This window comes from Methylibium sp. Pch-M (assembly GCF_004136295.1).
Taxonomy (GTDB): Bacteria; Pseudomonadota; Gammaproteobacteria; order Burkholderiales; family Burkholderiaceae_C; genus Methylibium; species Methylibium petroleiphilum.
In genome coordinates, this window is sequence record NZ_CP029606.1 from 472,430 (window position 1) to 499,005 (window position 26,576).

General features: G+C 70.4%; 27 protein-coding genes. 12 read left to right on the forward strand and 15 right to left on the reverse strand.

Annotated elements, in window-relative coordinates:
* Positions 1–12: 12 nt before the first annotated feature.
* The 5 genes from C1M51_RS02210 to C1M51_RS02230 form a co-directional block, all read right to left on the reverse strand.
* Positions 13–684, reverse strand: a complete 672-nt coding sequence (locus tag C1M51_RS02210; RefSeq protein ID WP_129448027.1) for an outer membrane beta-barrel domain-containing protein — start codon at positions 682–684, stop codon at positions 13–15.
* Between the two features lie 10 nt (positions 685–694).
* The gene (locus C1M51_RS02215) at positions 695–1,435 is read right to left on the reverse strand and encodes an SH3 domain-containing protein (protein WP_242499948.1); all 741 of its coding nucleotides are present in this window, start codon (positions 1,433–1,435) and stop codon (positions 695–697) included.
* A 62-nt stretch (positions 1,436–1,497) separates the two neighbouring features.
* Positions 1,498–2,094, reverse strand: coding sequence for a hypothetical protein (locus C1M51_RS02220; RefSeq protein ID WP_129448029.1), 597 nt, complete (start codon positions 2,092–2,094; stop codon positions 1,498–1,500).
* Positions 2,091–5,084 (reverse strand): hypothetical protein, encoded by a 2,994-nt coding sequence (locus tag C1M51_RS02225; protein ID WP_129448030.1) that lies wholly within the window; start codon positions 5,082–5,084, stop codon positions 2,091–2,093. Before C1M51_RS02225 ends, C1M51_RS02220 begins: the two co-directional genes overlap by 4 nt.
* A gap of 54 nt (positions 5,085–5,138) precedes the next feature.
* Positions 5,139–6,149, reverse strand: coding sequence for an FAD:protein FMN transferase (locus C1M51_RS02230; protein ID WP_129448031.1), 1,011 nt, complete (start codon positions 6,147–6,149; stop codon positions 5,139–5,141).
* Here C1M51_RS02230 and C1M51_RS18960 point away from each other — a divergent pair.
* The 10 genes from C1M51_RS18960 to C1M51_RS02275 all read left to right on the forward strand — a co-directional run bounded on the left by C1M51_RS18960 (position 6,142) and on the right by C1M51_RS02275 (position 13,373).
* Positions 6,142–6,297, forward strand: coding sequence for a hypothetical protein (locus C1M51_RS18960; protein ID WP_165349629.1), 156 nt, complete (start codon positions 6,142–6,144; stop codon positions 6,295–6,297). The two genes, C1M51_RS02230 and C1M51_RS18960, sit on opposite strands and share 8 nt — an antisense overlap.
* 209 nt (positions 6,298–6,506) lie before the next feature.
* A complete protein-coding gene (ccmA, locus tag C1M51_RS02235) occupies positions 6,507–7,169 on the forward strand; it encodes a cytochrome c biogenesis heme-transporting ATPase CcmA (protein ID WP_129448032.1) in 663 nt (220 codons plus the stop codon).
* A 1-nt stretch (position 7,170) separates the two neighbouring features.
* Entirely contained in the window at positions 7,171–7,839 is a 669-nt protein-coding gene (gene ccmB / locus C1M51_RS02240) for a heme exporter protein CcmB (protein ID WP_129448033.1), read from the forward strand.
* A gap of 6 nt (positions 7,840–7,845) precedes the next feature.
* Positions 7,846–8,610, forward strand: a complete 765-nt coding sequence (gene ccmC, locus C1M51_RS02245; protein ID WP_129448034.1) for a heme ABC transporter permease CcmC — start codon at positions 7,846–7,848, stop codon at positions 8,608–8,610.
* Positions 8,610–8,789 carry a heme exporter protein CcmD gene (gene ccmD, locus C1M51_RS02250; protein WP_129448035.1) on the forward strand — a complete coding sequence of 60 codons (180 nt, stop codon included), beginning with the start codon at positions 8,610–8,612 and terminating at the stop codon, positions 8,787–8,789. Before ccmC ends, ccmD begins: the two co-directional genes overlap by 1 nt.
* Complete coding sequence (gene ccmE, locus C1M51_RS02255) at positions 8,786–9,250, forward strand: cytochrome c maturation protein CcmE (protein ID WP_036232504.1); 465 nt, start codon at positions 8,786–8,788, stop codon at positions 9,248–9,250. Before ccmD ends, ccmE begins: the two co-directional genes overlap by 4 nt.
* Positions 9,247–11,232 carry a heme lyase CcmF/NrfE family subunit gene (locus tag C1M51_RS02260; RefSeq protein ID WP_129448036.1) on the forward strand — a complete coding sequence of 662 codons (1,986 nt, stop codon included), beginning with the start codon at positions 9,247–9,249 and terminating at the stop codon, positions 11,230–11,232. The genes ccmE and C1M51_RS02260 overlap by 4 nt, the downstream gene beginning before the upstream one ends.
* Entirely contained in the window at positions 11,232–11,765 is a 534-nt protein-coding gene (locus C1M51_RS02265) for a DsbE family thiol:disulfide interchange protein (protein ID WP_129448037.1), read from the forward strand. Before C1M51_RS02260 ends, C1M51_RS02265 begins: the two co-directional genes overlap by 1 nt.
* Complete coding sequence (locus tag C1M51_RS02270; protein ID WP_129448038.1) at positions 11,758–12,222, forward strand: cytochrome c-type biogenesis protein; 465 nt, start codon at positions 11,758–11,760, stop codon at positions 12,220–12,222. Before C1M51_RS02265 ends, C1M51_RS02270 begins: the two co-directional genes overlap by 8 nt.
* Entirely contained in the window at positions 12,219–13,373 is a 1,155-nt protein-coding gene (locus tag C1M51_RS02275) for a tetratricopeptide repeat protein (RefSeq protein WP_129448039.1), read from the forward strand. The genes C1M51_RS02270 and C1M51_RS02275 overlap by 4 nt, the downstream gene beginning before the upstream one ends.
* Before the next feature lie 43 nt (positions 13,374–13,416).
* On the opposite strand, the gene C1M51_RS02280 is transcribed toward C1M51_RS02275, so the two are convergent.
* The 10 genes from C1M51_RS02280 to C1M51_RS02325 all read right to left on the reverse strand — a co-directional run bounded on the left by C1M51_RS02280 (position 13,417) and on the right by C1M51_RS02325 (position 22,677).
* A complete protein-coding gene (locus tag C1M51_RS02280; protein ID WP_129448040.1) occupies positions 13,417–14,301 on the reverse strand; it encodes a neutral zinc metallopeptidase in 885 nt (294 codons plus the stop codon).
* A 129-nt stretch (positions 14,302–14,430) separates the two neighbouring features.
* Positions 14,431–14,781 carry a hypothetical protein gene (locus C1M51_RS02285; RefSeq protein ID WP_011828805.1) on the reverse strand — a complete coding sequence of 117 codons (351 nt, stop codon included), beginning with the start codon at positions 14,779–14,781 and terminating at the stop codon, positions 14,431–14,433.
* Positions 14,782–15,366: 585 nt separating this feature from the next.
* Positions 15,367–15,936, reverse strand: a complete 570-nt coding sequence (gene dcd, locus C1M51_RS02290; protein WP_036234456.1) for a dCTP deaminase — start codon at positions 15,934–15,936, stop codon at positions 15,367–15,369.
* A 32-nt stretch (positions 15,937–15,968) separates the two neighbouring features.
* Positions 15,969–16,868 (reverse strand): formate dehydrogenase accessory sulfurtransferase FdhD, encoded by a 900-nt coding sequence (locus C1M51_RS02295; RefSeq protein ID WP_129448041.1) that lies wholly within the window; start codon positions 16,866–16,868, stop codon positions 15,969–15,971.
* Between the two features lie 65 nt (positions 16,869–16,933).
* Positions 16,934–17,362: a hypothetical protein gene (locus C1M51_RS02300; protein WP_129448042.1), complete on the reverse strand. Its 429-nt coding sequence runs from the start codon at positions 17,360–17,362 to the stop codon at positions 16,934–16,936.
* A 14-nt stretch (positions 17,363–17,376) separates the two neighbouring features.
* Complete coding sequence (locus tag C1M51_RS02305; protein ID WP_129448043.1) at positions 17,377–18,546, reverse strand: formate dehydrogenase subunit gamma; 1,170 nt, start codon at positions 18,544–18,546, stop codon at positions 17,377–17,379.
* Between the two features lie 45 nt (positions 18,547–18,591).
* Positions 18,592–18,840: a hypothetical protein gene (locus C1M51_RS02310; protein WP_129448044.1), complete on the reverse strand. Its 249-nt coding sequence runs from the start codon at positions 18,838–18,840 to the stop codon at positions 18,592–18,594.
* Complete coding sequence (gene fdh3B / locus C1M51_RS02315; protein ID WP_011828769.1) at positions 18,837–19,469, reverse strand: formate dehydrogenase FDH3 subunit beta; 633 nt, start codon at positions 19,467–19,469, stop codon at positions 18,837–18,839. Before fdh3B ends, C1M51_RS02310 begins: the two co-directional genes overlap by 4 nt.
* A gap of 14 nt (positions 19,470–19,483) precedes the next feature.
* Positions 19,484–22,450: a formate dehydrogenase subunit alpha gene (locus tag C1M51_RS02320; RefSeq protein ID WP_129448045.1), complete on the reverse strand. Its 2,967-nt coding sequence runs from the start codon at positions 22,448–22,450 to the stop codon at positions 19,484–19,486.
* Positions 22,451–22,464: 14 nt separating this feature from the next.
* Entirely contained in the window at positions 22,465–22,677 is a 213-nt protein-coding gene (locus C1M51_RS02325; RefSeq protein ID WP_129448046.1) for a formate dehydrogenase, read from the reverse strand.
* Between the two features lie 432 nt (positions 22,678–23,109).
* On the opposite strand from C1M51_RS02325, the gene C1M51_RS02330 reads away from it, so the two are divergent.
* Positions 23,110–24,492, forward strand: a complete 1,383-nt coding sequence (locus tag C1M51_RS02330; protein ID WP_129448047.1) for a sigma-54 dependent transcriptional regulator — start codon at positions 23,110–23,112, stop codon at positions 24,490–24,492.
* A 19-nt stretch (positions 24,493–24,511) separates the two neighbouring features.
* Positions 24,512–26,572 (forward strand): cache domain-containing protein, encoded by a 2,061-nt coding sequence (locus C1M51_RS02335; RefSeq protein ID WP_129448048.1) that lies wholly within the window; start codon positions 24,512–24,514, stop codon positions 26,570–26,572.
* The last annotated feature ends 4 nt before the right edge of the window (positions 26,573–26,576 follow it).

Sequence of the window (26,576 nt, forward strand, 5' to 3'; positions counted from 1 at the left end):
GGCGTCCTTCCTTCAGAAGAAGAAGCTGAGGCCGGCCGTCAGCTCGAGGTTCTGCGTGCTCTGGCGCTTGCCCAGCACGTCGATCGAGAAGATGTGGTCGCGCATGTCGACCTGCATCGCCGCCCAGTCCGCCAGCATCAGGCGCATGCCCAGTCCGACATTGAAGGTCTGGCGCCGCTGGTCGTTGAACTTGGTGCTGCCGATGCCGCCGATCACGTAGACGGCGGTGGCCTTGGCCCGCTTGCGGCCGAGGAAGACCTCGCCGGGCAGCACGTTGTAGCCGACCGAGAGGTTGTAGTACGCCAGCTTCTCGTCCTCGTCGGCGAACACGCCGCCGGGCAGCACCTGGCGGAAGGCTTCGTCGCTGACCTTGGTCTGCGCGTAGACGCCCTGGACAAAGAAGTCCTCGGTGATGTGGTAGCCCAGGCGCACGCCGCCGACGACGCTGGAGCCGAAGTTCTCGGTCGCGTAGGTGCCGGTGAACAGGCCGATCTCGAAGTCGTTCGACGGATAGCGCGGCAGCTTGACCTCGCGGCGGTCGACCTCGGGCACGATGACCTGCTCGTTGCCGGGCTGCTGACTCTGGGCGGCGGCCGTGGTGGGCACGGTGACCAGCGCGGTGGTCAGGGCGGCGGCCGCGAGGGCCGTCATCAGCAGCGACGGGGCAGTGGTTCTTCCGTTCATGGTGTTCTCGTTAGAAGAAGAAGGACAGGCCGGCGGTGACCGCGCGGTACTCGGTACTGCGGGTGTCGGCAACGAAGGCGGTGTAGATCGTGTAGTCGACCCGCAGCACCAGGCGCTCGGAGACGTGGTAGCGCGCGCCGAGGCCGGCGTTCGCGAGCTTCGCGTCGGTGACCGACGCCGCCACCAGGCTCTGGTTCGGGAAGTTGCGGAACTTGCCCAGGCCGATGCCGAAGAACGGCGACAGCCGCTGGTCCGACCAGGGTTCGGCCAGCACGTTGACGTGCCAGAAGTCGGTCCCGGAATACAAGCCCTGCACCTGGCCGATCGTGCCCTCGACGCTGAGCGTGTCCGACAGCTTATAGCTCGTCCAGAACTTGAGCATCGGCTCCGACTTGAACTGCCCCCAGGCCGCGCCGAGCTGGACGCGACGGCCCAGGTAGTCGTCGAGCGCGATGTCGCGGAAGGTCTTGGCGCCACCTGCCTCGGTCAGCGTGGTCTCGAGCTGCTTGCGGTGCACCCAGCCTTCCTTGCCGCCGGCAGTGCGCACCTTGTACCAATCGGTGTGCCGCAGCGTGATGGCGATCCACTCCTGGCGCGCCGCGACGAAGTGCACCGGGTAGCCGCGGCCGGGCCCGGTGTGCAGTTCGATGTAGGGGTCGGCGATCTGCACGCGCTCCTCGTCGTCGGGCGCCGCGGGGGCGTCTTCGGCGGCACGCGCTGGAAGGCCGGCCACCGCGGCGGCGAGCAGCATGAGGGCGAGGCCGTGGCGCGCGCGCGTGACGGCCGGGCGGGCGGAGAAGAGACGAGGTCGGTTCATTGGGTGTTGCAGACGCCGGTATCCGGATCGGCCGGCGTGAACATGCTGTTGCCGGCGACGCTGAACTCGTCCTGGCCCTGCGGCGAGGGGTGACCGATCCAGTACTGCAGCAGCTTGACGTTCGGGTCCTGGTCGTTCTCGAAGATCAGGCCGCCGCCGTGCAGCACGCCCAGCACCTGGGGCTTCGTGACGAGCCGGCTGGTGGTGGGCGAACCGGGAATCACCTCGCCCTGCGCCGAGTAGAAGTTCTTGTACATGTCGCTGTCGCGCACCACCTCGGGCGTGTTGGCCGGATCGGCCAGGTCGACCTCGGCGGCCGTCGGCACCACGCGGAAGGCACCACCGGTGCCGTTGGTGTTGTCGTGGCAACCCGATCCGGCGCAGCTGTTGGTCGAGATCACACCGTTGATGTTGATCTGCAGCTGCGCCTGGAAGATCGGGTTGATGCACTTCTGGAAGTAGATGAACGACAGCTTCTGGCCGGTCACGCCGCCACTGTTGTCCACGTCCGACGGATTGCCGAGCGGATTGCCGCCGCCACCGCAGCTCACCAGCAGCAGCGCCGTCAGCGGCAGCAGGGTCTTCAGGGTCATGGCGTGCATCCGCTGGTGATCCAGTTGGCGATCGCCGTGTAGCCCGCGCTGCCGACCGGCAGCACGGCGGCGCTCTGGCCGGTGGCCCCGGCCGGGTGCGGCACCGTGGACGGACGACTCAGCAGGTAGTTGGCGGCCGCGTTGCAGGTGTCGGAGATCATCGTCAGCGTGACGTTGTAGTCACCGCCCGGGTCGCCGGTGAGGATGAACCGGTTGCGCGCATAGGACGGCGTCGTCTGCGACGCGCCGGCATTGCCGCCCGGCTGGTGGCAGCCGGCCGAGCAGCTGGCGCGCAGCACCGGCTGCACCTGGGCCTCGAACGAGGCCTGGGTCAATGCCGCGGCGACGTTGACGACGCTCGGGCTGCTGGTCAGGTCGTTGAAGTACTGGCCGCCCAGGTCCATCCACTCCGTCACCAGGCGACGTTCCGCCGCGTTGAGGAGGGTCGCGTGGTTCGGCGCCGTCCCGGGCGGGTTCGGATGCGCGGTGCGCGCCGCGGCGCCGGCCATCAGTTCCTCGCCGAACAGGATCTCGGTGAGCCGGCTCATGCGTGCCAGGCCGCCGGCATTGCCGCTCATGGTCTCCACCACCGCGGCGCCGCGCACGATCACCGGCACGCCGTCCTCGATGCGCGTCACCGGCAGGCCGGTGCCGGCGTCGATCACCGGATCGCCGATCAGCAGTTCGTCGTAGGACAGCAGCCGGCCCGTACCGCTGGTCGTGCCCTGCAGCGAGAGCTTGGCCGGGTCGTTGTGGCAGCCCGTGCAGGTGTTGCCGCCGCGGTTGCGCGTCCACAGCGGCTGGATGTGCTCGGCGTAGTTGATGATGCCGTTGACCGGCACCGCGGTCGCCAGGTCGTCGGCCGGATTGGTGTTGCCGGTGTAGCGCACCGTGATCGGCGCGCGCGCCACGCCGCCGCGACTGGTGTCGGCCCACACGTCGGTGTAGACCATGTCGGCGCCGAGGCTCAGCGCGGTGGGATCGAGCCGGGTGCGCAGCGAGGCCATGGTCTCGCCGGACTGGTGCGCGCCCGACATCGACGGCAGCAGCGCCGTTGCCAGCGTGTTGACGATCGAGCCCGAGTTGAGCGCCGCGCCACGCCGCGGGCTGTGGCAGCCGTCGCAGGTGCGGCGCTCGCCGGGCCGGACCTGGATCCAGTTCAGGTGGGTCTGGATGCCGCGGCCCTTGGCGTCGACGATCGCCAGCGCCAGCGGCGTGTCGGCCGGCACCTGCAGCTTGAAGGAACCGTCGGGCTCCACCGGCGCGTAGCCGAGGATCTGCTGCGGTTCGAAGTCGGTCTCGCCGATCGCCTCGCGCATGCCCATCATGTTGGCCTGCGGCGCCACCGCCCGCACCGCGCGCACGAAGCGCGCCGGCGCGCAGTTGTAGGCCGGGTCGGCCGGGTCCTTGATGCGCAGCAGGTCGGCGACCAGGTTGCGGGTGTCCAGCGGATCGGTCGGCGCGGTCTTCTCGATCGCGGTGGTGCAGCCGCTCGGCAGGTCAGCGGCAGCGAGCATCGAGGTGCCCATGCGGTCGAGGCCGTCGGTGTCGTAGACGCTGCGCACCTCGATCAGCGCCAGGTTCTGCGCCGCGAGCGTGGGGTCCACGTTGGTCGGGTCGGCGGCGTTCGGCTCGGAGCGCGCCTGCAGCGCGACCGGGTCGGTGTACATGAAGCCCGAGGGCGGCGCGGCCACGTTGAGCCAGGTCTGCTTGGCCGGGTCGTACATGTAGATCGCGTACGACGGCGGCACGTTGTCCTGCAGCGGGTCGGCGGCGATCTCGGCCTCGGTGCGCTCCTCGTCGTTGAGCCGTGCGATCTCGGCGCTGCTGAGCGTCGCGCACGACACCACGTCGCCGTCGCGCGTGACCTCGCAGGGCCGGTAGCCCACCAGCACGCGGTCGGTGCCGTCCCACAGCGGGAACGGGGAGGTGACGCGGCCGTAGCGCGACAGGCCGCGCCCGTCGTTGAGCGACTGCGCGGTGATCTGCGCCTGCCCGCCCAGCGCCTGCACGTTGCGGTTGGTCGGCGTGTTGTATTCGGAGTAGTTCGCGGCGTCGACCAGCATCAGCGAGCCACCCTCGTCGGTGCCCGACAGCGACATCAGCGACGAGGTCAGGAAGCCGTTGTAGGCCCCGGCCGGGTCCATGTCGCGCGGGTGCAGGAAGCTGTTGCCGGGGCTGTGCGCGCCGTACAGCACGAACATGTCGGTGCCATCGGGCTTGGTGCGGAAGATCGCGAAGCGGTTGCGGTCGCCCACGTGCTCCCAGCGAGAGAACAGGATGTCGCCGTTCGGGCGCACCACCGGGTTGCGGTCGTGGCTCTGGTTGAACGAGATCTGCTGGATGTTCACGCCGTTGGCGGTCATCGTGTGCAGGTTGAAGACGCGCTCGCGCTCGTACTCGTCGAGCGCGTAGTAGGTTTGGTTGAGCGCCTGCGTCGTCTTCGACTTGGTCTGGCGGTTCGACGAGAACACGAAGCCGCGGTCGGCCGGCAGGTAGGCCGGGTCCACGTCGTCGTCCTGCGTCGAACTGGTCAGGCGCCGGAAGCTGCCGCCGGTGTAGCCACCGGTGGTCATGTCGTATTCCCAGATGTTCCAGCGGCCGGTGCAGGCGGGCCCGCCATCGATCTGCGCGGTGTTCGTGGTCGGGCAGCGCATCGCGAACACGATCTTCTTGCCGTCGTACGAGACCTCGGGGTCGGACGCGTCGCCCTGCCCCTGCGTGAACTGGGTGGTGATGTTGTGCTCGGGCGCGCTCGGCGAGGACTTCTCGCGGATCATCAGGTCGCCGCCCGGCGCGGTCGGCGCGCCGTTGGTCGGGTTCATGCGGATCGTGTTGGCGCGCTTCACGTAGGCGATCGGCACGTCGCCCTGGACGGTGACCGTGTCCGAGCCGCCACCGCCGCTGCCGCACGCCGTGAGCCCGAGGCCCAGCAGCGCGGCGCTGCAGCCCAGCAGCAGTGCCTGTTGTCTTCCCAGCTGGTTCTTCATCCTGGTCCCCTGATCGGTGAATTCAACGAGCGAGAGTCACTTGAGGTTCTTGTGTCACTGCCTCGGCTGCGCGCCGGCAGCGAGCAGCCCGGAGGAGTAGTGCAGCGCCCCCGCCGCGTCGACCACCACGGCGTCGACGCCGGCGTGCGATTCGACGAAGCGCATGCCGAGCTCCAAGCCCATCACGAACAGGCACTTGGAGAGCGCTTCGCTGGTCAGCCCGTCGGGCGCGATGATGGTCACGCTGCGCACGCTGTCCGGGGACTTGCCGGTCCGCGGATCGAGGATGTGGTGGCAGCGCGCGCCGTCGGGCGCGTCGAAGTAGCGCTCGTAGTCGCCGGAGGTGGAGACCGCCGCGTCCTCGAGCGGCAGCAGCGCGACGATCTCGCCCGGCCGCCGCGGATCGCGCACGCCGATCGTCCACGGCCGGCCGCGGCGGTCGCCGATGACGCGGCTGTCGCCGCCGGCGCTGATGAAGGCATGGCGGATGCCGCGGCGCGCGAGGATCGCGGCGGCGTTGTCCACCGCATGCCCCTTCGCGAAGCCACCCAGGTCGATGCGCAGGCCGTCGCGGGCGAAGCGCACGCTGCGCGCAGCGGCGTCGAGCTCCAGGTGCTGGTGGCCGACGGCCGCGCAGGCCTGTGCCAGCGCGGCATCGGTCGGTCGGATGCGCTCGCGGTAGTCGTACAGCCGGCCGGCGCCGGCGAAGGTGATGTCGAAGGCACCTTCGGAGCGGCGCGAGAACTCCAGCGAGCGCGCCAGCAGCGCGAACATCTCCTCGCTGAGCGGTACCGGCCGAACCGCCGCCTCGCGGTTGATGCGCGACAGTTCGGAGTCCGGCTTGTGCGGGCTCATGCCGCGGTCGATGCGGTGCATCTCGCCGATCACCAGATCCATCGCGGCGTTGCCGGCGGCCGGGTCTTCGCTCCACAGCTCGACGCTGATCGAGGTGCCCATGATGGCCTCCTCGCGCCGCATCCAGCCTCCCTGCACCCAGGCGCCCGCCGGCAGGCGCGCCGAACCCGCCGCGCGGTGGCCGACACTCGACATGCTGGACATGGACATCACGATCTCCCCTGAGCTGCTCGTCCGCCGATCGGGCGACGGACCCTTCTTGTTCATTCGTTCTTTCGTGCGCCGGACGCTGCCGGAAGCCGGCGGGTTCGGAGCGGACGAATACTCGCGCTTGAACCAGCGAAAAACGCGTCAATAGTTGGCAGTGCACGCAGCGCTTACACGCTGTCGCAGATGATTTGCTGCCGTATTTGTGCTTGTCTGCATGAAGACGATTCAGATGTGAGCAAGCGCAACCGGCGTCGCCGTCCGGTCTCCGCCATGGACCGTCCGCACGCCCAGCGGCCGGCCACGACCGCAGTACAGTCGGCACGCCTTGCGCACCGCCCTTGCAACCTGAAACGTCCCGTGTTGTCGCCACACGTCCCGCCGTCCCCTGCCGCTGCACCCCACCTGTCGGCCACCGGCCTGGCCTGCCGGCGCGGCAACCGCCTGCTGTTCAAGGAGTTGGCGTTCGAGGTCGCCGGCGGCGAGATCGTCTGGCTGCGCGGTCGCAACGGCCGCGGCAAGACCAGCCTGCTGCGCCTCGCCGCCGGACTGGCCCGACCCGAGGGCGGTGAGATCCTGCGTGGCGGCGTGGCGGCCAGCGCATCTGCCGTGGACCGGCGCTTCGTGTTCATCGGCCACGCCAATGCGCTGAAGGACGACCTGAGTGCGACCGAATCGCTGCAGTTCCTGCTGCGCCTGCACGGGCGCCCTTGCGGCGCGGCCACTGTGCAGTCCGCGCTCGACCGCATGGGCCTGCAGGGCCGCCGCACGGCCGCGGTACGCACCCTGTCGCAAGGGCAGCGGCGGCGCGTCGCGCTGGCTCGGCTGGCGGTCGAGGACGAGCCCTCGCTGTGGATCCTCGACGAGCCCTACGACGCGCTCGACGCCGACGGCATCGAGCGGCTGAACGATCTGCTGCTGGCGCATGCGGCGCGCGGCGGCAGCGTGCTGCTGACCAGCCACCTCGCGCTCGACACGGCGCGGCTGCGGCCGCGCGAGATCGACCTGGACCGGTGCGCCTGAGATGCGCGACCTGTTCCTCGCCGTCTACCTGCGCGACCTGCGTCTCGCGCTGCGCCGGCGCGTCGAGACGCTGATGCCGGTGGCCTTCTTCGTCGTCACCGCCAGCCTGTTCCCGCTCGGCGTCGGGCCCGAGCCGCAGGTGCTGCGCCAGCTGGCGCCCGGCCTGGCCTGGGTGTGCGCGCTGCTCGCCGCCATGCTGTCGGTGTCGCAGCTGTTCGCGAGCGACTTCGCCGACGGCTCGCTGGAGCAGATGCTGCTGACCGGCCGCAGCGCGGTGGTGATCGCCGCGGCCAAGTCGGCGGCCCACTGGACGCTGAGCGGCCTGCCGCTGATCGCCGCCGCGCCTCTGCTGGGTCTGCTGTTCGACATGCACCGCGACGCGCTCGGCGCGCTGCTCGTGTCGCTGCTGCTCGGCACGCCGGTGCTGAGCCTGCTCGGCGCGGTGGGCGCGGCGCTGACGCTCGGCTTGCGCAGCGCCGGCGTGCTGCTGCTGCTGCTGGTGCTGCCGCTCACCATCCCGGCGCTGATCTTCGGCACCGGCGCCGTCGCCGCGGTCGACGCCGGCCTGTCGCCTGGAGGACACTTCTCCATCCTCGGGGCGCTGCTGATCCTGACGGCGTTGACGGCGCCGGTCGCCACCGCAGCCGCGCTGCGCATCTCACTGGAGTAAAACGGCGTGACCGAACGCTTTCGCTGGTTCACCTTCGCCGCGCCCGCGCGCTTCCACGCGCTGGCCGGCCGCCTCATCCCCTGGCTGTGGACTGTGGCCGCGCCGCTGGCGGCGGCCGGGCTCTACATGGGCTTCTTCGTCGCGCCCACCGACGCGCAGCAGGGCGAGTCCTACCGCATCATCTTCATCCATGTGCCGGCCGCATGGATGTCGATGGTGATCTACCTCGCGATGGCCTTCTGGGCCGCCGTCGGCTGGATGTTCAATGCCCGCATGGCCTTCATGCTGGCGCACGCGCTGGCGCCGACCGGCGCGCTGTTCACCTTCCTCGCGCTGTGGACCGGCGCCCTCTGGGGCAAACCCGCATGGGGCACCTGGTGGGTATGGGACGCCCGGCTGACTTCGGAACTGATCCTGCTGTTCCTGTATCTAGGCTACATCGCGCTGGTTGCGGCGATCGACGACGTGCGACGCGGCGACCGCGCCGGCGCACTGCTGGCGATCGTGGGCGCGGTGAATGTCCCCATCATCTATTTCTCGGTCCGGTGGTGGAATACCCTCCATCAGGGCGCCACGATCACCATGACCGCGGCGCCCAAGATGGCCACCACCATGCTGACGGCAATGCTGTTGATGACGTTCGCTTTCTGGGCCTACACCTTCGCGGTCGTCTTCATGCGCGCCCGCGCGCTGGTGCTGGAACGCGAGTCGCATGCCGACTGGGTGCGCGAACTGGCGGCCCGGTCCCGAACAAACGAGGAGACCTCCTGATGAATTGGCCCAGCGCCTCGGCGTTCTTCGACATGGGCGGCTACGGCCTCTACGTGTGGGGCTCGTATGCCGTCACGGCCCTGCTGATGGCCGCCGAACCCTGGCACGTCGCACGCCGCCAACGCCGCGCGCTGGCGCGCGCCGCCGGCGAGGCGGTCGACACGGAGCTGCAGCCATGAAGCCGCGTCAGAAGCGCCTGGCGCTGATCGTCGGCATCGTCGCGGCCGTGGGCGTGGCCGCGGCGCTGGTGCTCAATGCCTTCCAGAGCAACCTGGTGTTCTTCTATTCGCCGGCCCAGGTGGCGGCGAAGGAGGCCCCGGTGGGCCGCACCTTCCGCCTCGGCGGCCTGGTCGACGGCGGCAGCGTGCAGCGCGACGGCCTGGTGGTGCGCTTCGTCGTGACCGACACCGTCAAGAGCATCCCGGTGCGCTACCAGGGCATCCTTCCCGACCTGTTCAAGGAGGGCAAGGGCGTCGTCGCACAGGGTCAGCTCGGCGACGACGGCGTGTTCGTCGCCCGCGAGGTGCTCGCCAAGCACGACGAGAACTACATGCCGCCCGAAGCCGCCGAGGCACTGCAGCGCGCCGGCGCCAGCAACCAGAAGCTCGGCGAGACCGTCGTCAAGGAAACCCGACCATGATTCCCGAGCTCGGGCAGATCGCGCTGCTGCTGGCGCTGGCCACCGCCCTGGTCCAGGGCACCCTGCCGCTGCTGGGCGCCGCCCGCGGCCGCGCCGACTGGATGGCGCTCGCGCGGCCGGCGGCGCACACGCAGTTCCTGCTGGTCGCGTTGGCCTTCGGCTGCCTGGTGGCGTCCTTCGTGCGCCACGACTTCTCGGTGCTGAACGTGGCCACCAATTCGAACAGCGCGCTGCCGCTGTTCTATCGCGTCGCGGCCTCCTGGGGCAGCCACGAGGGTTCGCTGCTGCTGTGGGTGCTGATGCTCAGCAGCTGGACGCTCGCGGTGGCGCTGCGCAGCCACCACCTGCCGATGCCGGTGGTGTCGCGCATCCTCGCAGTGATGGGCCTGATCAGCGTGGGCTTCCTGCTGTTCATGCTGATCACCTCCAACCCCTTCGACCGCCTGTTCCCGGTGCCGCCGGACGGCAACGACCTGAACCCGCTGCTGCAGGACCCCGGCATGATCGTCCACCCTCCGATGCTCTACATGGGCTACGTGGGCTTCTCGGTGGCCTTCGCCTTCGCCGTCGCGGCGCTGCTCGGCGGCACGCTCGACGCCACCTGGGCGCGCTGGACGCGGCCCTGGACCACCGCCGCCTGGGCCTTCCTGACGCTGGGCATCATGCTCGGCAGCACCTGGGCCTACTACGTGCTGGGCTGGGGCGGCTGGTGGTTCTGGGACCCGGTGGAGAACGCCTCCTTCCTGCCGTGGCTGGCCGGCACCGCGCTGATCCATTCGCTGGCGGTCACCGAGAAGCGCGGCGCCTTCAAGTCCTGGACAGTGCTGCTGGCCATCGTCGCCTTCTCGCTCTCGCTGCTCGGCACCTTCCTCGTGCGCTCGGGCGTGCTGTCCTCGGTCCACGCCTTCGCCACCGACCCGCAGCGCGGCCTGTTCATCCTGCTGTTCCTGGTGATCGTGATCGGTGGCTCGCTCACGCTGTACGCGTGGCGCGCGCCCAAGGTCGGGCTGGGCGCGCGCTTCGGCGTGGTGTCGCGCGAGTCGATGCTGCTCGCCAACAACGTGCTGTTCGTCGTCGCCACGCTGTCGGTGCTGCTCGGCACGCTCTACCCGCTGCTGCTCGACGCCCTGGGCCTGGGCAAGATCTCCGTCGGACCGCCCTACTTCGACGCGGTGTTCGTGCCGCTGATGGCGCCGGCGGTGTTCCTGCTCGGCGTGGGGCCGCTGGCGCGCTGGAAGCAGGCCGAGCTGCCCGACCTGGCCCGCCGGCTGCGCTGGGCCGCCGCCATCGCGGTGGTCGCTGCGCTGCTCACGGGCTGGCTGGCCGGCCGCATCGCGCTGGGCGCGACGCTCGGCCTGCTGATGAGCTACTGGATCGTCGCCACGCTCGGCGTCGACCTGTGGGAGCGGCTGCGCCCGGCCGGCAGCCTGCCGATGAGTCTGCTGGCCCGCGCACGGCAACTGCCGCGCGCGATGCTCGGCATGATGCTGGCCCACCTGGGCGTGGCGGTGTTCGCCTTCGGCGTGAGCATGGTCACCACCTACCAGCTCGAGCGCGACGTGAAGATGGCGATCGGCGACACCACCGAGGCCGGCGGCTTCGTGTTCGCGCTGCGCGGCCTGAAGGAGATCCAGGGCCCGAACTACGACGGCCTGCAGGGCCAGATCGAAGTCACGCGCGACGGCAAGGCGGTGGCGCTGCTGAAGCCCGAGAAGCGCATCTACCGCGTGCAGCGCAATCCGATGACCGAGGCCGACATCGACCGCGGCATCACGCGCGACCTCTACGTGTCGCTGGGCGAGCCCACCGCCGACGGCAGCTGGATCGTGCGCGTCTACTTCAAGCCCTTCGTCAACTGGATCTGGGGCGGCTGCGTGCTGATGGCGCTGGGCGGCGCCCTCGCGGCGAGCGACCGGCGCTACCGCGCCCGGCAGCGCCAGGAGCACGGGCAGCAGGCGGGCCCGGCCGGAGCGGTGGCGTGATGCTGAGGAGCCTGCGTTACATCGTTCCGCTCGGCCTGTTCGCCGTCCTCGTCGTCTTCCTGTGGCGCGGGCTCGGGCTGTCGCCGACCGAGGTGCCGTCGCCGCTGATCGGCAAGCCCGCACCGGCCTTCACGCTCGCGCGGCTGGACGACGCGAACCAGACGCTGCGCCGCGACGACCTGCTGGGCAAGGTGTGGATCCTCAATGTGTGGGCCTCGTGGTGTGTGGCCTGCCGCGAGGAACACCCGACGCTGATGGAGTTCGCCCGCAGCAAGTCGGTGCCGGTGATCGGCCTGAACTACAAGGACACGCGGCCGGCCGGCCTGGAGTGGCTGCGCCGCTTCGGCGACCCCTACGACGCTTCGGCCTTCGACGTGGACGGCCGCGTCGGCATCGACTTCGGCGTCTACGGCGTGCCCGAGACCTTCGTGATCGACCGGCAGGGCCTGGTGCGCTTCAAGCACATCGGCCCGCTCACGCCCGTCGTCATCGAGACCCGCATCCGACCGTTGCTGAAGGAATTGAATGGCTAGGTGGATCTCGCTGGTCGCAGGCGCGCTGCTGTCGGGCCTGCTGGCATGTCCTGTGCTGGCCAAAGACGCGCCGCCGCTGGCCGACGACCCGGTGCTCGAGGCGCGCGTGATGCGCATCGCCGCCGAGCTGCGCTGCCTGGTCTGCCAGAACCAGACCATCGCCGACTCGCACGCCGACCTCGCCGTCGACCTGCGCCGGCAGGTCCGCACGATGCTGAGCGAGGGCCGCAGCCAGGCCGAGATCCTGCAGTACATGACCGACCGCTACGGCGACTTCGTGCTCTACCGCCCGCCGGTCCGGACCAGCACCTGGCTGCTGTGGTTCGGCCCCTTCGTGCTGCTGGTGGGCGGCCTGGCCACCCTGGTGCTGGTGCTGCGCCGGCGCGCGCGGCTGAGCGACGACCACTTCGAACCCGACGAGGACGACGCCGACGGCGCCGGACCGCGCGCCCCATGACCCCGATGCTGTTCTTCCTGCTGCTGGCGGCCGCCCTGTGCCTCGCCGCGATCGCCGCCCTGACCCGCCCGCTGTGGCGCGCCGCCCCACCGGCCAGCGCCGGCGACGCGGCTACCGCCGGCCCGCGCCGCCGGCTCGGGCTGACCGCCGCGCTCGCGGTGTTCTCGCTCGTCGTCGTCGTCGGCGGCTACGGCTGGCTCGGCGCCCCCGGCCTGCTGGACCTCGGCCCCGGGTCGCGATCGGCCGCGGCCCCGCCGCCGGCCGCTGCGAGCGGCGCGGGCGGCGACCCGGCCCGGGCGCAGATCGCCGCGATGGTCGATCAGCTTGCCGAGCGGCTGAAGTCCCGCCCCGACGACGCCGAGGGCTGGCAGATGCTGTCGCGCTCCTACGCGGCGCTGGGCCGGCACGCGGAAGCCGTCGAGGCCTACCGCAAGGCGGTCGCGCTCAATCCTCGCGACCCCTCGTTGCTGGTGGACCTGGGCGCCTCGCTGGTCGCACTGGACCGCGACGCGATGCACGGCGAGCCGACCCGGCTGGTCGAACGCGCGCTCGCGCTCGACCCGGCGCACCCGAAAGCGCTCGCCTTCGCCGGCCTGATCGCCTTCGACCGCAAGGACTACCCGACGGCGGTGAAGCACTGGGAGGCGCTGTCACGCGTGGAGCCGCCCGACAGCCCGTTCGCCCAGCAGATCCGCGCGAGCGTGGCGCAGGCCCGCCAGCTCGCCGGGCTGCCGCCGTCCGCCGAGGCCGCGCCCGCCGCGGTGCCGGCCACCTCGTCGCCTTCGCCCGCCGGCGCGCCGGCCCGGGTCAGCGGCACGGTTCGGCTGGCGCCATCGCTGAAGGACCGCGTGGCCCCGGACGACACCCTGTTCGTGTTCGCGCGGGCGGCCGGCGAAGGCGCTCCGCGCATGCCGCTCGCCATCCTGCGCCGCCAGGCGAAGGACCTGCCGCTGCAGTTCACGCTCGATGACAGCCTGTCGATGTCGCCGGCGGCCCGGCTCTCGGGCGCGACCCAGGTGGTGGTCGGCGCCCGCCTGTCGCGCAGCGGCGATGCGATGCCTCAGCCAGGCGACCTGCAGGGCCTGTCGGCCGCCGTGGCCGTGGGGACAACCGGGCTGCAGATCGAGATCGGCGAGCCGGCCTCGAAGTAGGCCCGACGGGGGCGAGCGGCGCACCGCGCCGCCCGAGCCCCGCTCAGAGCCGGCTGGCCTCGAAGGTGTTGCAGTCGGCGATGCGACCGGTCTGCATGCCGCGCTTGAACCAGCTCACGCGCTGTGCACTGCTGCCGTGGGTGAAGCTCTCGGGCACGATCTGCCCCTGGCTGCGCCGCTGCAGCGTGTCGTCGCCGATCTGCGAGGCTGCGTTCAGCGCCTCGTCCACATCGCCCTGCTCCAGCCACTGCCGGGCCTGCTGCGAGCGGTTGGCCCACACGCCGGCGAAGCAGTCGGCCTGCAGCTCCAGGCGCACGCTCATCGCGTTGGCCTGGGCCTCGCTGCCGCCACGCCGCGCCGCTTCCACCTTCTCGCTGATGCCCAGCAGCTGCTGCACGTGGTGGCCGACCTCGTGCGCGATCACATAGGCCTGCGCGAAATCGCCGGGCGCACCGAGGCGCTGGTGCAGCGTGTCGAAGAACTGGAGGTCGATGTAGACCTGCTGGTCGCCGGGGCAGTAGAACGGGCCCATCGCACTCTGGCCCGTGCCGCAGGCGGTGGCCGTGGCACCGCGGAACAGCACCAGCTTGGGCCGCACGTATTGCGCCTGGCCACTGCGGAAGACCTCGGTCCACACGTCCTCGGTGCTGCGCAGCACCACGGAGACGAAGCGCGCCTGCGCGTCGTCGGCCGGTGGGGCCGGCGCCGGGCCGGTGGAGACCTGCGCCGTGGGTGCGCCCCCGCCGCCGCTCAGGATGCCGAGCACGGTGAGCGGGTTGATGCCGAAGATCCAGCCCGCCACCAGCGCGATGACGATGGTGCCGACACCGATGCCGCGGCCACCGATCGGCAGGCCGCCGCGCCCGCCGCCACCCATGCCGCGGCGGTCCTCGACGTTGTCACTCTGTTCCTGGCCTTCCCACTTCATGGCGCTCCTCCCCGGAAGCCGAACGATGCGGCCCATGGTACTGCCGGCCACCGCGCTTTCGCGCCGCGGCCGGGAGCGGTCTCGGGGAAGGACAGCCGCTGGGCTGGCCGCGCGCCGGCGGCGCCGGCCTCAGTGCGACAGGCCGTCGTCGGCGTGCATGCGGCGGAACAGGTCGAGCGCGAGTTCGCGCAGGATCTGGTTGGCGCTGCTGTGGGCGAAGGCCAGGCGCTCGTGCGCGTAGACGCGGTCGAACAGCATGCGGGCAGCATGCACGGGCCAGCCCTCCTCGGCCATCAGCGCCCGGAAGCGCGACAGCGTCCACACATCGACCGCCAGCGGCGTCTGCGAGGCCTTCACGCCCAGGCGGGTGCAGGCGATGTCATCGATCGACGCGAAGCCGGTGTCGTCGAACTCGGTGAGCAGTTCGGCCGGCATGGTCGGCAGGTCGTGATAGTCGGCAGGCAGGTCGCGCGGGTTCATGGGTCGGCTCCGGGGCCATCGGGGATGGCATTTCGATGGCACCAGCTTACGGGCGCCGCCGCCCCTCGATGCCGCGAATACACCGCCGAAGCCTCCGCAGTTGAGCGCTTGCTGCGCGGAGCGGAAGTGGCGTGTCAGGCAACTTCCTACAGGCTGCTGCGCTACTGCGCGGGCGGAGCGCTGCTGACCAGGGCGTCGGGTGAACGGCTGCGTTCGTGTCCCCCGTGCCGGGCTCACGCCCGGCCCTCCTCCTCTACCTCACTTCGCCATTCACCCGACGCCCTGGTCGCACGAACCACCGCAACGCGCGAAGGTCTTCAAACCCAGAGTACCTCGGGGTATCGAAGCACCGTGACGGGCCGCTGTGTGGAGCGAGGTAAAGGAGGAGCGGTCGGCCCGCAGGGCGGACCGCGGGGGAGTGAAGCCGCGCGAGTGGCGCCGGAAGGCGACACTCGGCTGCTGAACGCCCGACCGCGATACAAGCGGCCGGGCACGAGCGCAACACAGCGGCCTGGCGCGGCGCCCGTGCCGGTCCGCCACATCACCACAACGCCACGGCGCAACGGCGCAACGGCGCCACCAACGTCAGGTCTTGGGCAAGGTCACGCCCCGCTGCCCCTGGTACTTGCCGCCGCGGTCCTTGTAGCTGGTCTCGCAGACCTCGTCGCTCTCGAAGAACAGCACCTGCGCGCAGCCCTCGCCCGCGTAGATCTTGGCGGGCAGCGGCGTGGTGTTGCTGAACTCCAGCGTCACGTAGCCTTCCCATTCGGGCTCGAACGGGGTGACGTTGACGATGATGCCGCAGCGCGCGTAGGTGCTCTTGCCCAGGCAGATGGTCAGCACGTTGCGCGGGATGCGGAAGTACTCGACCGTGCGCGCCAGCGCGAAGCTGTTGGGCGGGATGATGCAGACCTCGGCGTCGATGTCGACGAAGCTCTTCTCGTCGAAGGCCTTCGGGTCGACCACCGTGCTGTAGATGTTGGTGAAGACCTTGAACTCGGGTGCGCAGCGGATGTCGTAGCCGTAGCTGCTGGTGCCGTAGCTGACGATGCGGTGGCCATCGGGGGCGTTGCGCACCTGGCCGGGCTCGAAGGGCTCGATCATTCCGTGCTGCTCGGCCATGCGCCGGATCCACTTGTCGCTCTTGATGCTCATCGCGGTGCTTCTTCCTGCAAGAAGCCCGGATTCTAGGCAGCCCGGCTCCCGCTCTCCCCGACCGGCGGCACGGCAGGGGGCCGCGCCAGCGACGGATCGCCGTCGAAGCGCTCGAAGCCGCTGTAACAGAGGAAGTGCCGGTTGGTGGCACGGCCGAACAGCGCCAGGCCGAGCCGCGTGGCCAGTTCATGGCCCATCTGCGTGACGCCCGAGCGCGAGACGACGATGGGCACGCCCATCTGCGCCGACTTGATGACCATCTCGCTGGTCAGGCGCCCGGTGGTGTAGAAGGCCTTGTCGGCCCCGCCCAGGCCGCGCAGCCACATCCAGCCGGCCAGCGTGTCGATCGCGTTGTGGCGGCCCACGTCCTCCACGAAGAGCTCAAGCCGCGCGTCGTCGCCGGCCAGCGTGAAGAGCGCGCAGCCGTGCACCGAGCCGGCCGACTTGTAGGTGCTCTCCTGGCGGCGCACCGCGTCGAGCAGCGCCACCAGCGCGCGCTGGCTGATGCGGGCGGCCTGCGGGTCCGGCAGCACCAGCGTGTCGAGCTCGTCCATCAGGCTGCCGAACACCGTGCCCTGACCGCAGCCGGTGGTGACCACGCGCCGGGCGGTCTTGCGGTCGAAGTCCTCGATGCCGGCGCGCGTCTTCACCGCGGCGGCGCCCACGTCCCAGTCGACCGTGACCGAGTCGATGTCATGCACCGAGTCGACCAGGCGCTGGTTGCGCAGGTAGCCGAGCACCAGCAATTCGGGTTCGGCGCCCAGCGTCATCAGCGTGACGAGCTCTCGCTTGTCGACGAACACCGTCAACGGGCGCTCGGCCGGGATCTGGATCGTCTCGCGTCGGCCGTGCTCGTCGAGCACGTCGACGCTGCGGGTCAGCGCCGCCTGTGCGCGGCTCATGCGGGGCAGCATCGGGTGCGGGTCGTCCATGCCTGCAGTGTGGCCCGAAACGGGCGCGCCCCGTCGGCCCGGGCCGGGGCGCGCGCGGGCAGCGTCTATTTCTTCGGCGTCCCGGTCTGCTCGGCCGAGGTCGCCTTGCCGCTGGGCGGGCTGGCCGCCGTCTTGGCCGGCGAGTGCGCGCCGGCGGCCTCGAGCGGCGGCGTGGCGGCGGTCGCGGCGACCTGGTAGGGGCCGGGATCAGTGCAGGCCGGCGTGGCGGTCGACGGCTTGGTTTCCTTGCCGGCCGCCTTGGCCTCCTGGGCGTAACGAGCGGCCACGCGATCCATCGACTTGCAGAGCTGGAAGGCCGCCACCTTGTCGGACCAGGCGGTCTTCGCCTTGGCCTCGTCGGCCTTGGCCTTGGCTTCGGGCGTGGGGGCGGGGAGCTTGGCGTGAGCGGCCGGCAGCAGGGCCAGGCCGAGCACGGCGCACAGCGCCGCGGCGGCGGCGCACGGGCCCGGGGTGGGTCGGTTCATCATCAGCATCGTCTCGCTCCCGTTCAGGACTGCACGGCCGCGCCCTGCGTGCCGGCCGCCGGTGGTGTCGGCGACGGCGTGCGCTGCGCGGGGATCTTCCCGGCCTGGATGTCGTCGTACCAGAGTTCGTGGTGTTCGCGTGCCCAGGCGGCGTCGACCTGGCCGTCGCGCATCGCGCGGTAGGCGCCCTTCATGCCGATGGTGCCGAGGTAGATGTGGCCGAGGAACATCGCCATCATCAGCACCGTGGCCACGGCGTGGATCATGTGGGCGATCTGCATGTCGCCGCGCGTGTAGGCGAGGCCGGGGATGAGCTTGTCGAGCACCAGGCCCGAGCCCACCACCACGATGCCCAGCGCGAACACGCCGCCCCAGAAGATGAGCTTCTCGCCTGCGTTGAAGCGGTGCGAGGGCACGTGGGCGCCGTTGAACAGGCCGCCGCCCTTGGCCAGCCACTGCAGGTCTTCCTTGCGTGGCAGGTTGTCGCGCACGAAGGTGAAGAACACGATCACCAGCGAAACCGCGAACATCGGCCCGGCGAAGTTGTGCAGGTTCTTCAGCGCATAGGCCAGCCAGCCGAACAGCGTGCCGCCGATCACCGGCAGCAGGAAGAACTTGCCGAACGCCATCACCACGCCCGATACCGCCAGCGCCACGAAGGCCACCGCATTGCTCCAGTGCGCGGCACGCTCGAAGTAGGTGAAGCGCTCGATCTTGCGGCCCGTGTCCGGCGCGTGCACGCCGATCGGGCCCTTGGCCAGGAAGAACAGGCCGATCGCCACCACCACGATCAGCAGCAGCGCGCCGCCGTAGGGAATGATCCAGCGATTGCGCACCTCGCGCCAGGCCTCGCCCGCCGTCGTGAAGCGCGAACCCGGGTACTGCACGAACTGTTGGATCAGCACACCCTTCTCGGCACCCGGCAGGTTGCTGATGCCCGATTGCTGCCCCGACTCGCGCACTGCACGCCAGAACGGCGCATTGTTGTAGGGCTGGGTCTTGGCGCGCTGGGCGTTGGTCTCGTTCGCGTCGGGCAGCGCCAGGGCCGCCGCGCTGGCGGCCGGGACGGTCGGTGCGGCCTGTGCAGCAGGCGACACGGCCGGGTCGGCGACCGGGGAGCCCTGCGCCGCCGCCACGCTGCCGAGCAGCGCCAGGCAGCCGGCAGCCCACCATCGAAGCATCGTATGTGTCATCGGCATCCCCGTGTCAACGCTGCGGCCGGTGTTCGACGCGCGCCATCAGCGCGAGCGCGTGTACTCGTTCTGCTGCTGGTTGCGGGCGCGCAGCTGCTGTTCCCAGCTGGCGCGGTCGCCCTGCTTCCAGTCCGGCACCGTGTAGCCGGCTTCGGTGCTGCCGTCCCAGGGCTTGCTGTCGCCCTTCTTGGACGGGCCGGACGCCGTCTGCGGCTTGTCGGCGCACGCCGCCAGCCCGGCGGCCAGGAGCACCCCACCGAGGAGGGCCAGACCGCGCGGCAGGGACCGCCTCATGACTTGCCGCCTTCGGCCGCGGCCGGCTGCGCGGCGCCACCGGTCGGCTTGCCGTAGGCCGTGCCCCAGCCCCACACCTCGGAGCCCTTGCCACGCGTCAGCACGCGGGTGCGGAAGATGTCGGCGACCACGTCGCCATCTCCGCCAAGCAGGGCCTTGGTCGAGCACATCTCGGCGCAGGCCGGCAGCTTGCCCTCGGCGAGGCGGTTGTGGCCGTACTTCTCGAACTCGGCCTCGGAGCCGTTGGCCTCCGGGCCGCCGGCGCAGAAGGTGCACTTGTCCATCTTGCCGCGCAGCCCGAACGTGCCGTTGGTCGGGAACTGCGGCGCGCCGAACGGGCAGGCGTAGCTGCAGTAGCCGCAGCCGATGCAGATGTCCTTGTCGTGCAGCACCACGCCCTCGTCGGTGCGGTAGAAGCAGTCGACCGGGCACACCGCCATGCAGGGCGCGTCGGAGCAGTGCATGCAGGCCACCGAGATGCTGCGCTCGCCCGGCACGCCGTCGTTGAGCGTCACCACGCGGCGGCGGTTCACGCCCCAGGGCACTTCGTGCTCGGCCTTGCAGGCGGTGACGCAGCCGTTGCATTCGATGCAGCGCTCGGCGTCGCAGATGAATTTCATTCTTGCCATGTCAACTCTCCAATTCAGGCAGTCGCCCGCTCGACCTGGCAGACCGTGGTCTTGGTCTCCTGCATCATCGTGACGCTGTCGTAGCCGTAGGTGGTGGCGGTGTTGATCGCCTCGCCGCGGATGACCGGCATCGCCCCCTGCGGGTAGTAGGGCGCGAGATCGACGCCCTGCCAGCGGCCCGAGAAGTGGAAGGGCAGCCACACCGTCTCGCGGTCCACGCGCTCGGTGACCAGCGCCTTGACCGTGAGGCGCGCACCGGTCGGCGTGCGCACCCACACCGTCTCGCCGTTGCGGATGCCGCGATCGTTGGCGGTGGCCGGGTTGATCTCGACGAACATCTCCTGCTGCAGCTCGGCCAGGTAGGGGTTGGAGCGGGTTTCCTCGCCGCCGCCCTCGTACTCCACCAGCCGCCCGCTGCTCATGATCAGCGGGAATTCCTTGCCGATGTCCTTGTTCTTGTCCTGCACGGTCTTGAACAAGGTGGGCAGGCGCCAGAAGGCCTTCTTGTCGTCGTGCGTCGGGTACTTGGCCACCAGATCCGGACGCGTCGAGTACAGCGGCTCGCGGTGCTTCGGGATCGCATCGGGGAAGTTCCACACCACGGCCCGCGCCTTCGCGTTGCCGAACGGATGGCAGCCGTGGTTCTTCATCGCCACGCGGATGATCCCGCCCGACGAATCGGTCTTCCAGTTCTTGCCCTCGGCCGCGGCCTTCTCGGGCTCGCTCAGTTCGTCCCACCAGCCGAGCTTCTTCAGCAGCACGTGGTCGAACTCCGGATAGCCGGTGGTGAGGTCCGCGCCCTTGGAGAACGAGCCGTCCTCGGCCAGCAGGTTCACACCGTCCTTCTCGACGCCGAAGTTGGCGCGGAAGTTGCCGCCGCCGTCCATCACGTGCTTCGAGGTGTCGTAGAGGTTGGGCGAGCCCGGGTGCTTCATTTCCGGCGTGCCGTAGCACGGCCACGGCAGGCCGAAGTAGTCGCCGTCGAGGGAGTACCCGGTCTCCTTGTCGCTGCCGCCCTTGGCGCGCAGCGTCTTCACGTCGAAGACGTGCATGTTGCGCATGTGCGCCTTCAGGCGCTCGGGGCTCTGGCCGGTGTAGCCGATGGTCCAGACGCTCTTGTTGATCTCGCGCAGGATCGATTCGGGCTCGGGCTCCATCATGCCGCCCTTGCCGGCGACCAGCTTGTAGTTCTTCGTCAGCTCCTTGTCGAAGCCCAGCTTCTGTGCGAGCTGGTACATGATCATGTGGTCGTTGCGGCTCTCCCACAGCGGCTCGATGACCTGCTCGCGCCACTGGATCGAGCGGTTCGACGCGGTGCACGAGCCGCTGGTCTCGAACTGCGTCGTCGCCGGCAGCAGATAGACCGCGCGGTTGGGGTTCTGGTCCTCGGGCTTGCCGGGCATCGCCGCCATCGCCGCGGTGGCCGACGGGAAGGGATCGACGACGACCAGCAGGTCGAGCTTGTCCATCGCCTTCTTCATCTCGAGGCCGCGCGTCTGCGAGTTCGGCGCATGGCCCCAGAAGAACAGGCCGCGCAGGTTGCTGTCCTGGTCGATCAGCTCGTTCTTCTCGAGCACGCCGTCGACCCAGCGCGACACCGTCATGCCGGGCTTCGTCATCATGCCCGGCGCGTACTGCTTCTTGATCCACTCGAAGTCCACGCCCCAGGTCTTGGCGAAGTGCTTGAACGAACCTTCGGCCAGGCCGTAGTAGCCGGGCAGCGAATCGGGGTTCGGGCCCACGTCGGTGGCGCCCTGCACGTTGTCGTGGCCGCGGAAGATGTTGGCACCGCCACCGCTCTTGCCGATGTTGCCGAGCGCGAGCTGCAGGATGCACGAGGCACGCACCATCGCGTTGCCGATGGTGTGCTGGGTCTGGCCCATGCACCAGACGATGGTGCCGGGGCGGTTCTCGGCCATGGTCTTGGCCACGCGGAACACGGTGGCCTCGTCGACGCCGCAGGCCTCGTGCACCTTGTCGGGCGTCCAGTTCGCGAGCACGTCCTCGCGCACCTTGTCCATGCCGTAGACACGGTCGTTGATGTACTGCTTGTCTTCCCAGCCGTTCTTGAAGACGTGGTGCAGCACGCCGAACAGGAAGGCGATGTCCGAGCCCGAGCGGATGCGCACGTGCTCGTCGGCGCGCGCCGCGGTGCGCGTGAAGCGCGGGTCCACGACGATCATCTTGCAGCCGGTCTCCTTGGCATGCAGCATGTGCAGCATCGACACCGGGTGCGCCTCGGCGGCGTTGGAGCCGATGTAGAGCGCCATCCTGGCGTTCTGCATGTCGTTGTAGGAGTTGGTCATCGCGCCGTAGCCCCAGGTGTTCGCGACGCCCGCGACCGTGGTGCTGTGGCAGATGCGCGCCTGGTGATCGCAGTTGTTGCTGCCCCACAGGCTCATCCACTTGCGCAGCAGGTAGGCCTGCTCGTTGTTGTGCTTGCTCGACCCGACCACGAACACCGAGTCCGGGCCGCTCTGCTTGCGCAGCTCGAGCATGCGCGCGCTGATCTCGTCGAGCGCGGTGTCCCAGCTGATGCGCTCGTACTTGCCGTTCACCAGCTTCATCGGGTAGCGCAGGCGGTACTCGCCGCGACCGTGCTCGCGCAGCGCCGCGCCCTTGGCGCAGTGCGCGCCCAGGTTGATCGGCGAATCGAACACCGGCTCCTGACGCACCCACACGCCGTTGTGCACCACCGCGTCGACCGCGCAGCCGACCGAGCAGTGACCGCACACCGTGCGCCGGACCTCCACCTTGCCCGGGCCCGCCTCGGCCTTGGACGCCTCCGAGGCCTGCGCCTTGCGCACCAGCGTCAGCTGCCCGGCGGCGAGGCCGGCCCCCACGCCCAGGCCGGAGCGGCGCAGGAAGGACCGACGGTCCATCGTCGGGATGGCGCGCGAGAGGCCGCGCGAGAGGCTCGAGACCAGCGACGATGCAGGCGAGCCGGAGCCCGCATCAGGCGACTTGCGCGTGAGCAACATGGGACCTCCGGCACTCAGACTTTGGTGGTTTGGTAGTAGCGCTGCACGTGCGCCGTGAGGCGGTAGCCGGCGGCTTCGCCGGCCTCGGGCCGGGCGCCTGCCGTGGCGGACACGGGCTCGGCCTCGCGAGCGCCCGGCAGCACCGCCGCCGCGGCGGCCAGCGCTCCCACGGTGCCGGCGCCGGCCACGACGTGGCGGCGCGAGAGCTTGGATTTCGGATCGTTCATGGCTGACTCCTGGGTCTCTGCGCCCGGTGGGGCGCGCGTGCCTTGGCATCGAGCTGATCGCCGACTTCGGCAATTCCGTTCCTATGTTAGCCCTGGCTTTTGCACGCTGCGCGTGACTGCGCAGAGGGAAACCCCGCAGCCGCCGCCCTGGCAAGGACGCTGCAGCGCAGCAGTTCGGAACCTGCGCCAGCCTGTCGCGGCCCGCCCGTGGACATCGACAGATTGACCGCCGGATGCACGACAAGCTGTCGCAGTGCGCCGGGTCGCGGGATGCGGGAAAGTCCCAGGGACTGGCTCGGGCACTGCCCACGCATCGCCACGGCACACGGTGCCGCGCACCGCCGTCGCCGGCCTGCGGCACCGGCGACATCAGGCCCCGGCGGATATGCCACAGTCGCAGCCGTTCCCCTGTCCGCCCTGTCCCACCGCCCGATGTCCGCCAGCACTGCCTTGCCCGTTCCCGCCCCCGGACTCGACGCCTGGCCACGCGCCTCGGTGCTGCTGGTCGACGACGAGCAGGGCATGCGCAACTTCCTCGAGAAGACCCTGGCACCGCGTTGCGGCAACGTGCAGAGCGCCGCCAGCGCCGAGGAGGCTGACGCGCTGGTGCGCCGGCACCGCTTCGACCTGGTGGTCCTCGACATCTCGCTGCCCGGCAAGAGCGGCCTGGCCTGGCTGCGCGAACTGCGCGAGCAGGGCTACAGCGGCGAGGTGGTGCTGATCACCGCCTATGCCGACCTCGACACCGCGATCGAGGCGCTGCGCGCCGGCGCCTCCGACCTGATCCTCAAGCCCTTCCGCGTGACGCAGATCCTCAACGCGGTGAAGCACGGCCTCGACCGCACGCTGCTCAAGCGCGAGAACTGGGTGCTCAAGCACATGATCTCGCAGCGCGGCGAGGGCTTCGACGGCCTGGTGGGCAGCTCGCCGGCGATGCAGGACCTGCGGCGCGCGCTGCAGCGCGCCGCGCCGGTGGCCAGCACCGTGCTGCTGTCGGGCGAGTCGGGCACCGGCAAGGAGCTGGCGGCGATCGCGCTGCACCGCCACAGCCCGCGCGCGGCCGAGCCCTTCGTGCCCGTGAACTGCGCGAGCCTGGCGCCCGAGCGCATCGAGAGCGAGCTGTTCGGACATGCCCAGGGCGCCTTCACCGGCGCCACCCACGGCCGCGACGGGCTGTTCTATTACGCCCAGGGCGGCACGCTGTTCCTCGACGAGATCGCCGAATTGCCGCTGGCCCAGCAGGCCGCGCTGCTGCGCGTGCTGGAGGACCACCGCATCCGCCCGGTCGGCAGCGAGCAGCAGATCCCGGTCGACGTGCGCATCGTCGCCGCCACCAACCGGCGGCTGGCCGACGAGGTGGCCGCCGGGCGCTTCCGCAAGGACCTGTACTACCGCCTGCAGGTGGTCGAGATCGGCCTGCCGCCGCTGCGCGAACACAAGGACGACATTGCCGAGCTGGTGGCGCATTTCACCGCCACGCTGGCGCCCCATCTCGGTGTCGAGCCGATCGCCGTCAGCCCGGCCGAGATGGCCTACCTGCAGCAGTACGACTGGCCGGGCAACGTGCGCGAGCTGCGCAACCTGGTGGAGCGCTCGATGATCCTGGGCGCGCTCAACGTGTCGGCGCTCTACCCCGGCGGCAGCGCGCCGCGCGGCGGCGCGGGCGCCGGCCCGACCGACCTGCAGACGCTGGAGAAGCAGCACATCCTCGCGGTGCTGGAGTCGGTGCAGGGCGACAAGACGCGCGCAGCCGAGTTGCTGGGCATCTCGCGCCGCACCCTCGAGCGGCGCTGCGCCGAGTGGATGGGTGCTTGATTCCCCCGTTGCGGCTGAGATGAGGTTCTACGCGCGCTTCCAGCGGCTGCCGATCCGCAGCAAGCTGCTGGCGATGGTGCTGCTGCCGCTGGTGGTGGTGCTGCCGCTGCTGGGCCTGCTGTTGCTGGTCTGGGGCAACGTGGCGCTGGACCGCCTGCTGATCACCAAGGTGCGCAGCGACCTGGCGGTCGCCCAGGGCTACTTCGAGCGCGTGCTCGGCGAGGTGGGCAGCAGCGCCGCCGCGGTGGCCGACTCGCAGGCGCTGCACCGTGCCCTCGGCGAGCGCACGGCGGCGCCGGCCGATCCGGCCGCCTGGGTGGCGCTGCTGCAGGCCTTCAAGGCCCGTGAAGGGCTGGACTTCATCAACCTGCGTGCCCCCGACGGCACGCTGCTGGTCACCGATTCCGGCGCGGCGCCGGCCACCGACCGGCGCTCGCCCGCGTTCGGTGCGGCGACGACGGCCGCCGACGGCGTCCGTCCGCATGCCAGCGTCGAGGTGCTGCAGCCCGACGAACTGGCGCGGCTGGCGCCGACGCTGCAGGACCGCGTCGCGGTGCCGCTGGTGACCACGCGCAATGCCGCGCCCACCGACCGCACGCAGGAAGACCGCGCGATGGTGGTGCTGGCCACTGCGCCGGTGCGCGACGAACGCGGCACGCTGCGCGGCCATGTGCAGGCCGGCGTGCTGCTGAAGCGCAACCTGCCCTTCATCGACCACATCAACGAGATCGTCTACCCCGAAGGCGCGCTGCCGTTCGGCAGCCGCGGCACCGCCACGCTGTTCCTCGACGATGTGCGCATCAGCACCAACGTGCGGCTGTTCGGCGACGACCCGAAGAACCGCGCGATCGGCACCCGCGTGTCGCAGGCGGTGCGCGACACCGTGCTCGGTGGCGGCCAGCCCTGGCTGGACCGCGCCTTCGTCGTCAACGACTGGTACGTTTCGGGCTACCTGCCGCTGGCCGACGGCGCCGGCCGGCGCGTCGGCATGCTCTACGTCGGCTACCTGGAGCGGCCCTTCACCTGGCTGAAGTACGCCGTGCTGCTGAGCATCGGCCTGATCTTCTTCGCCGTGATGATCGGCGCCACCGTGGTGTCGCTGCGCTGGGCGCGCAGCATCTTCAAGCCGCTGGAGCAGATGGCGTGCACGATGCAGCTGGTCGAGGCCGGCGGGCTCGACGCACGCGTCGGCGCGGCCGGCCACCACCCCGACGAGATCGGCCGGCTCGCCGCCCACCTGGACCACCTGCTCGACGTGATCGACGACAAGACGCGCGCGCTGCAGCGCTGGGGCGACCAGCTCGACCGCAAGGTGGTCGATCGCACGCGCGACCTGGAGCAGGCGCAGGCGCAGCTGCTGCGCTCGGAGAAGCTGGCCACCGTGGGCCAGCTCACCGCCAGCATCGCGCACGAGGTCAACAACCCGATCGCGGTGATCCAGGGCAACCTCGACCTGCTCCGCGAGCTGCTCGGGCCACAGACCGCCGCCAAGGTCGACGCCGAGCTGCGGCTGGTGGACGAGCAGATCGAGCGCATGCGGCTCATCGTCACGCAGCTGCTGCAGTTCGCGCGCCCGAACGAATACGCCGGCTACGTGGACAGCGTGCACCCGTCGCGTGCGCTCGACGACGCGCTGCTGCTCGTCGGGCCGCAGCTCGCGCGCACCCGCATCGCCGTGCAGCGCGACGACCGGGCGACGGCCAGCGCCGCCATCAACCGCCAGGAGCTGCAGCAAGTGCTGCTCAACCTGCTGATCAACGCGCTGCACGCGATGCCCGACAGCGGCACGCTGGCACTGCGCACCCGCGACTGGCACGCCGCCGACGGCCGTGTGCAGGGCGTGCAGATCGACGTGGCCGACAGCGGCCCGGGGCTGGGGCCGGAGCTCGAGTCACGTCTGTTCCAGCCCTTCGTGACGACCAAGACCGACGGCACCGGCCTGGGCCTGTGGATCAGCCGCAGCCTGATCGAGCGCTACGGCGGCACGCTGACCGCGCGCAACCGGGACGACGGCACGCGCGGCGCGGTGTTCAGCGTGCGGCTCTACAGCGAGCCGCCGGAAGCAGCGCCGCCGGCCTGAGGCG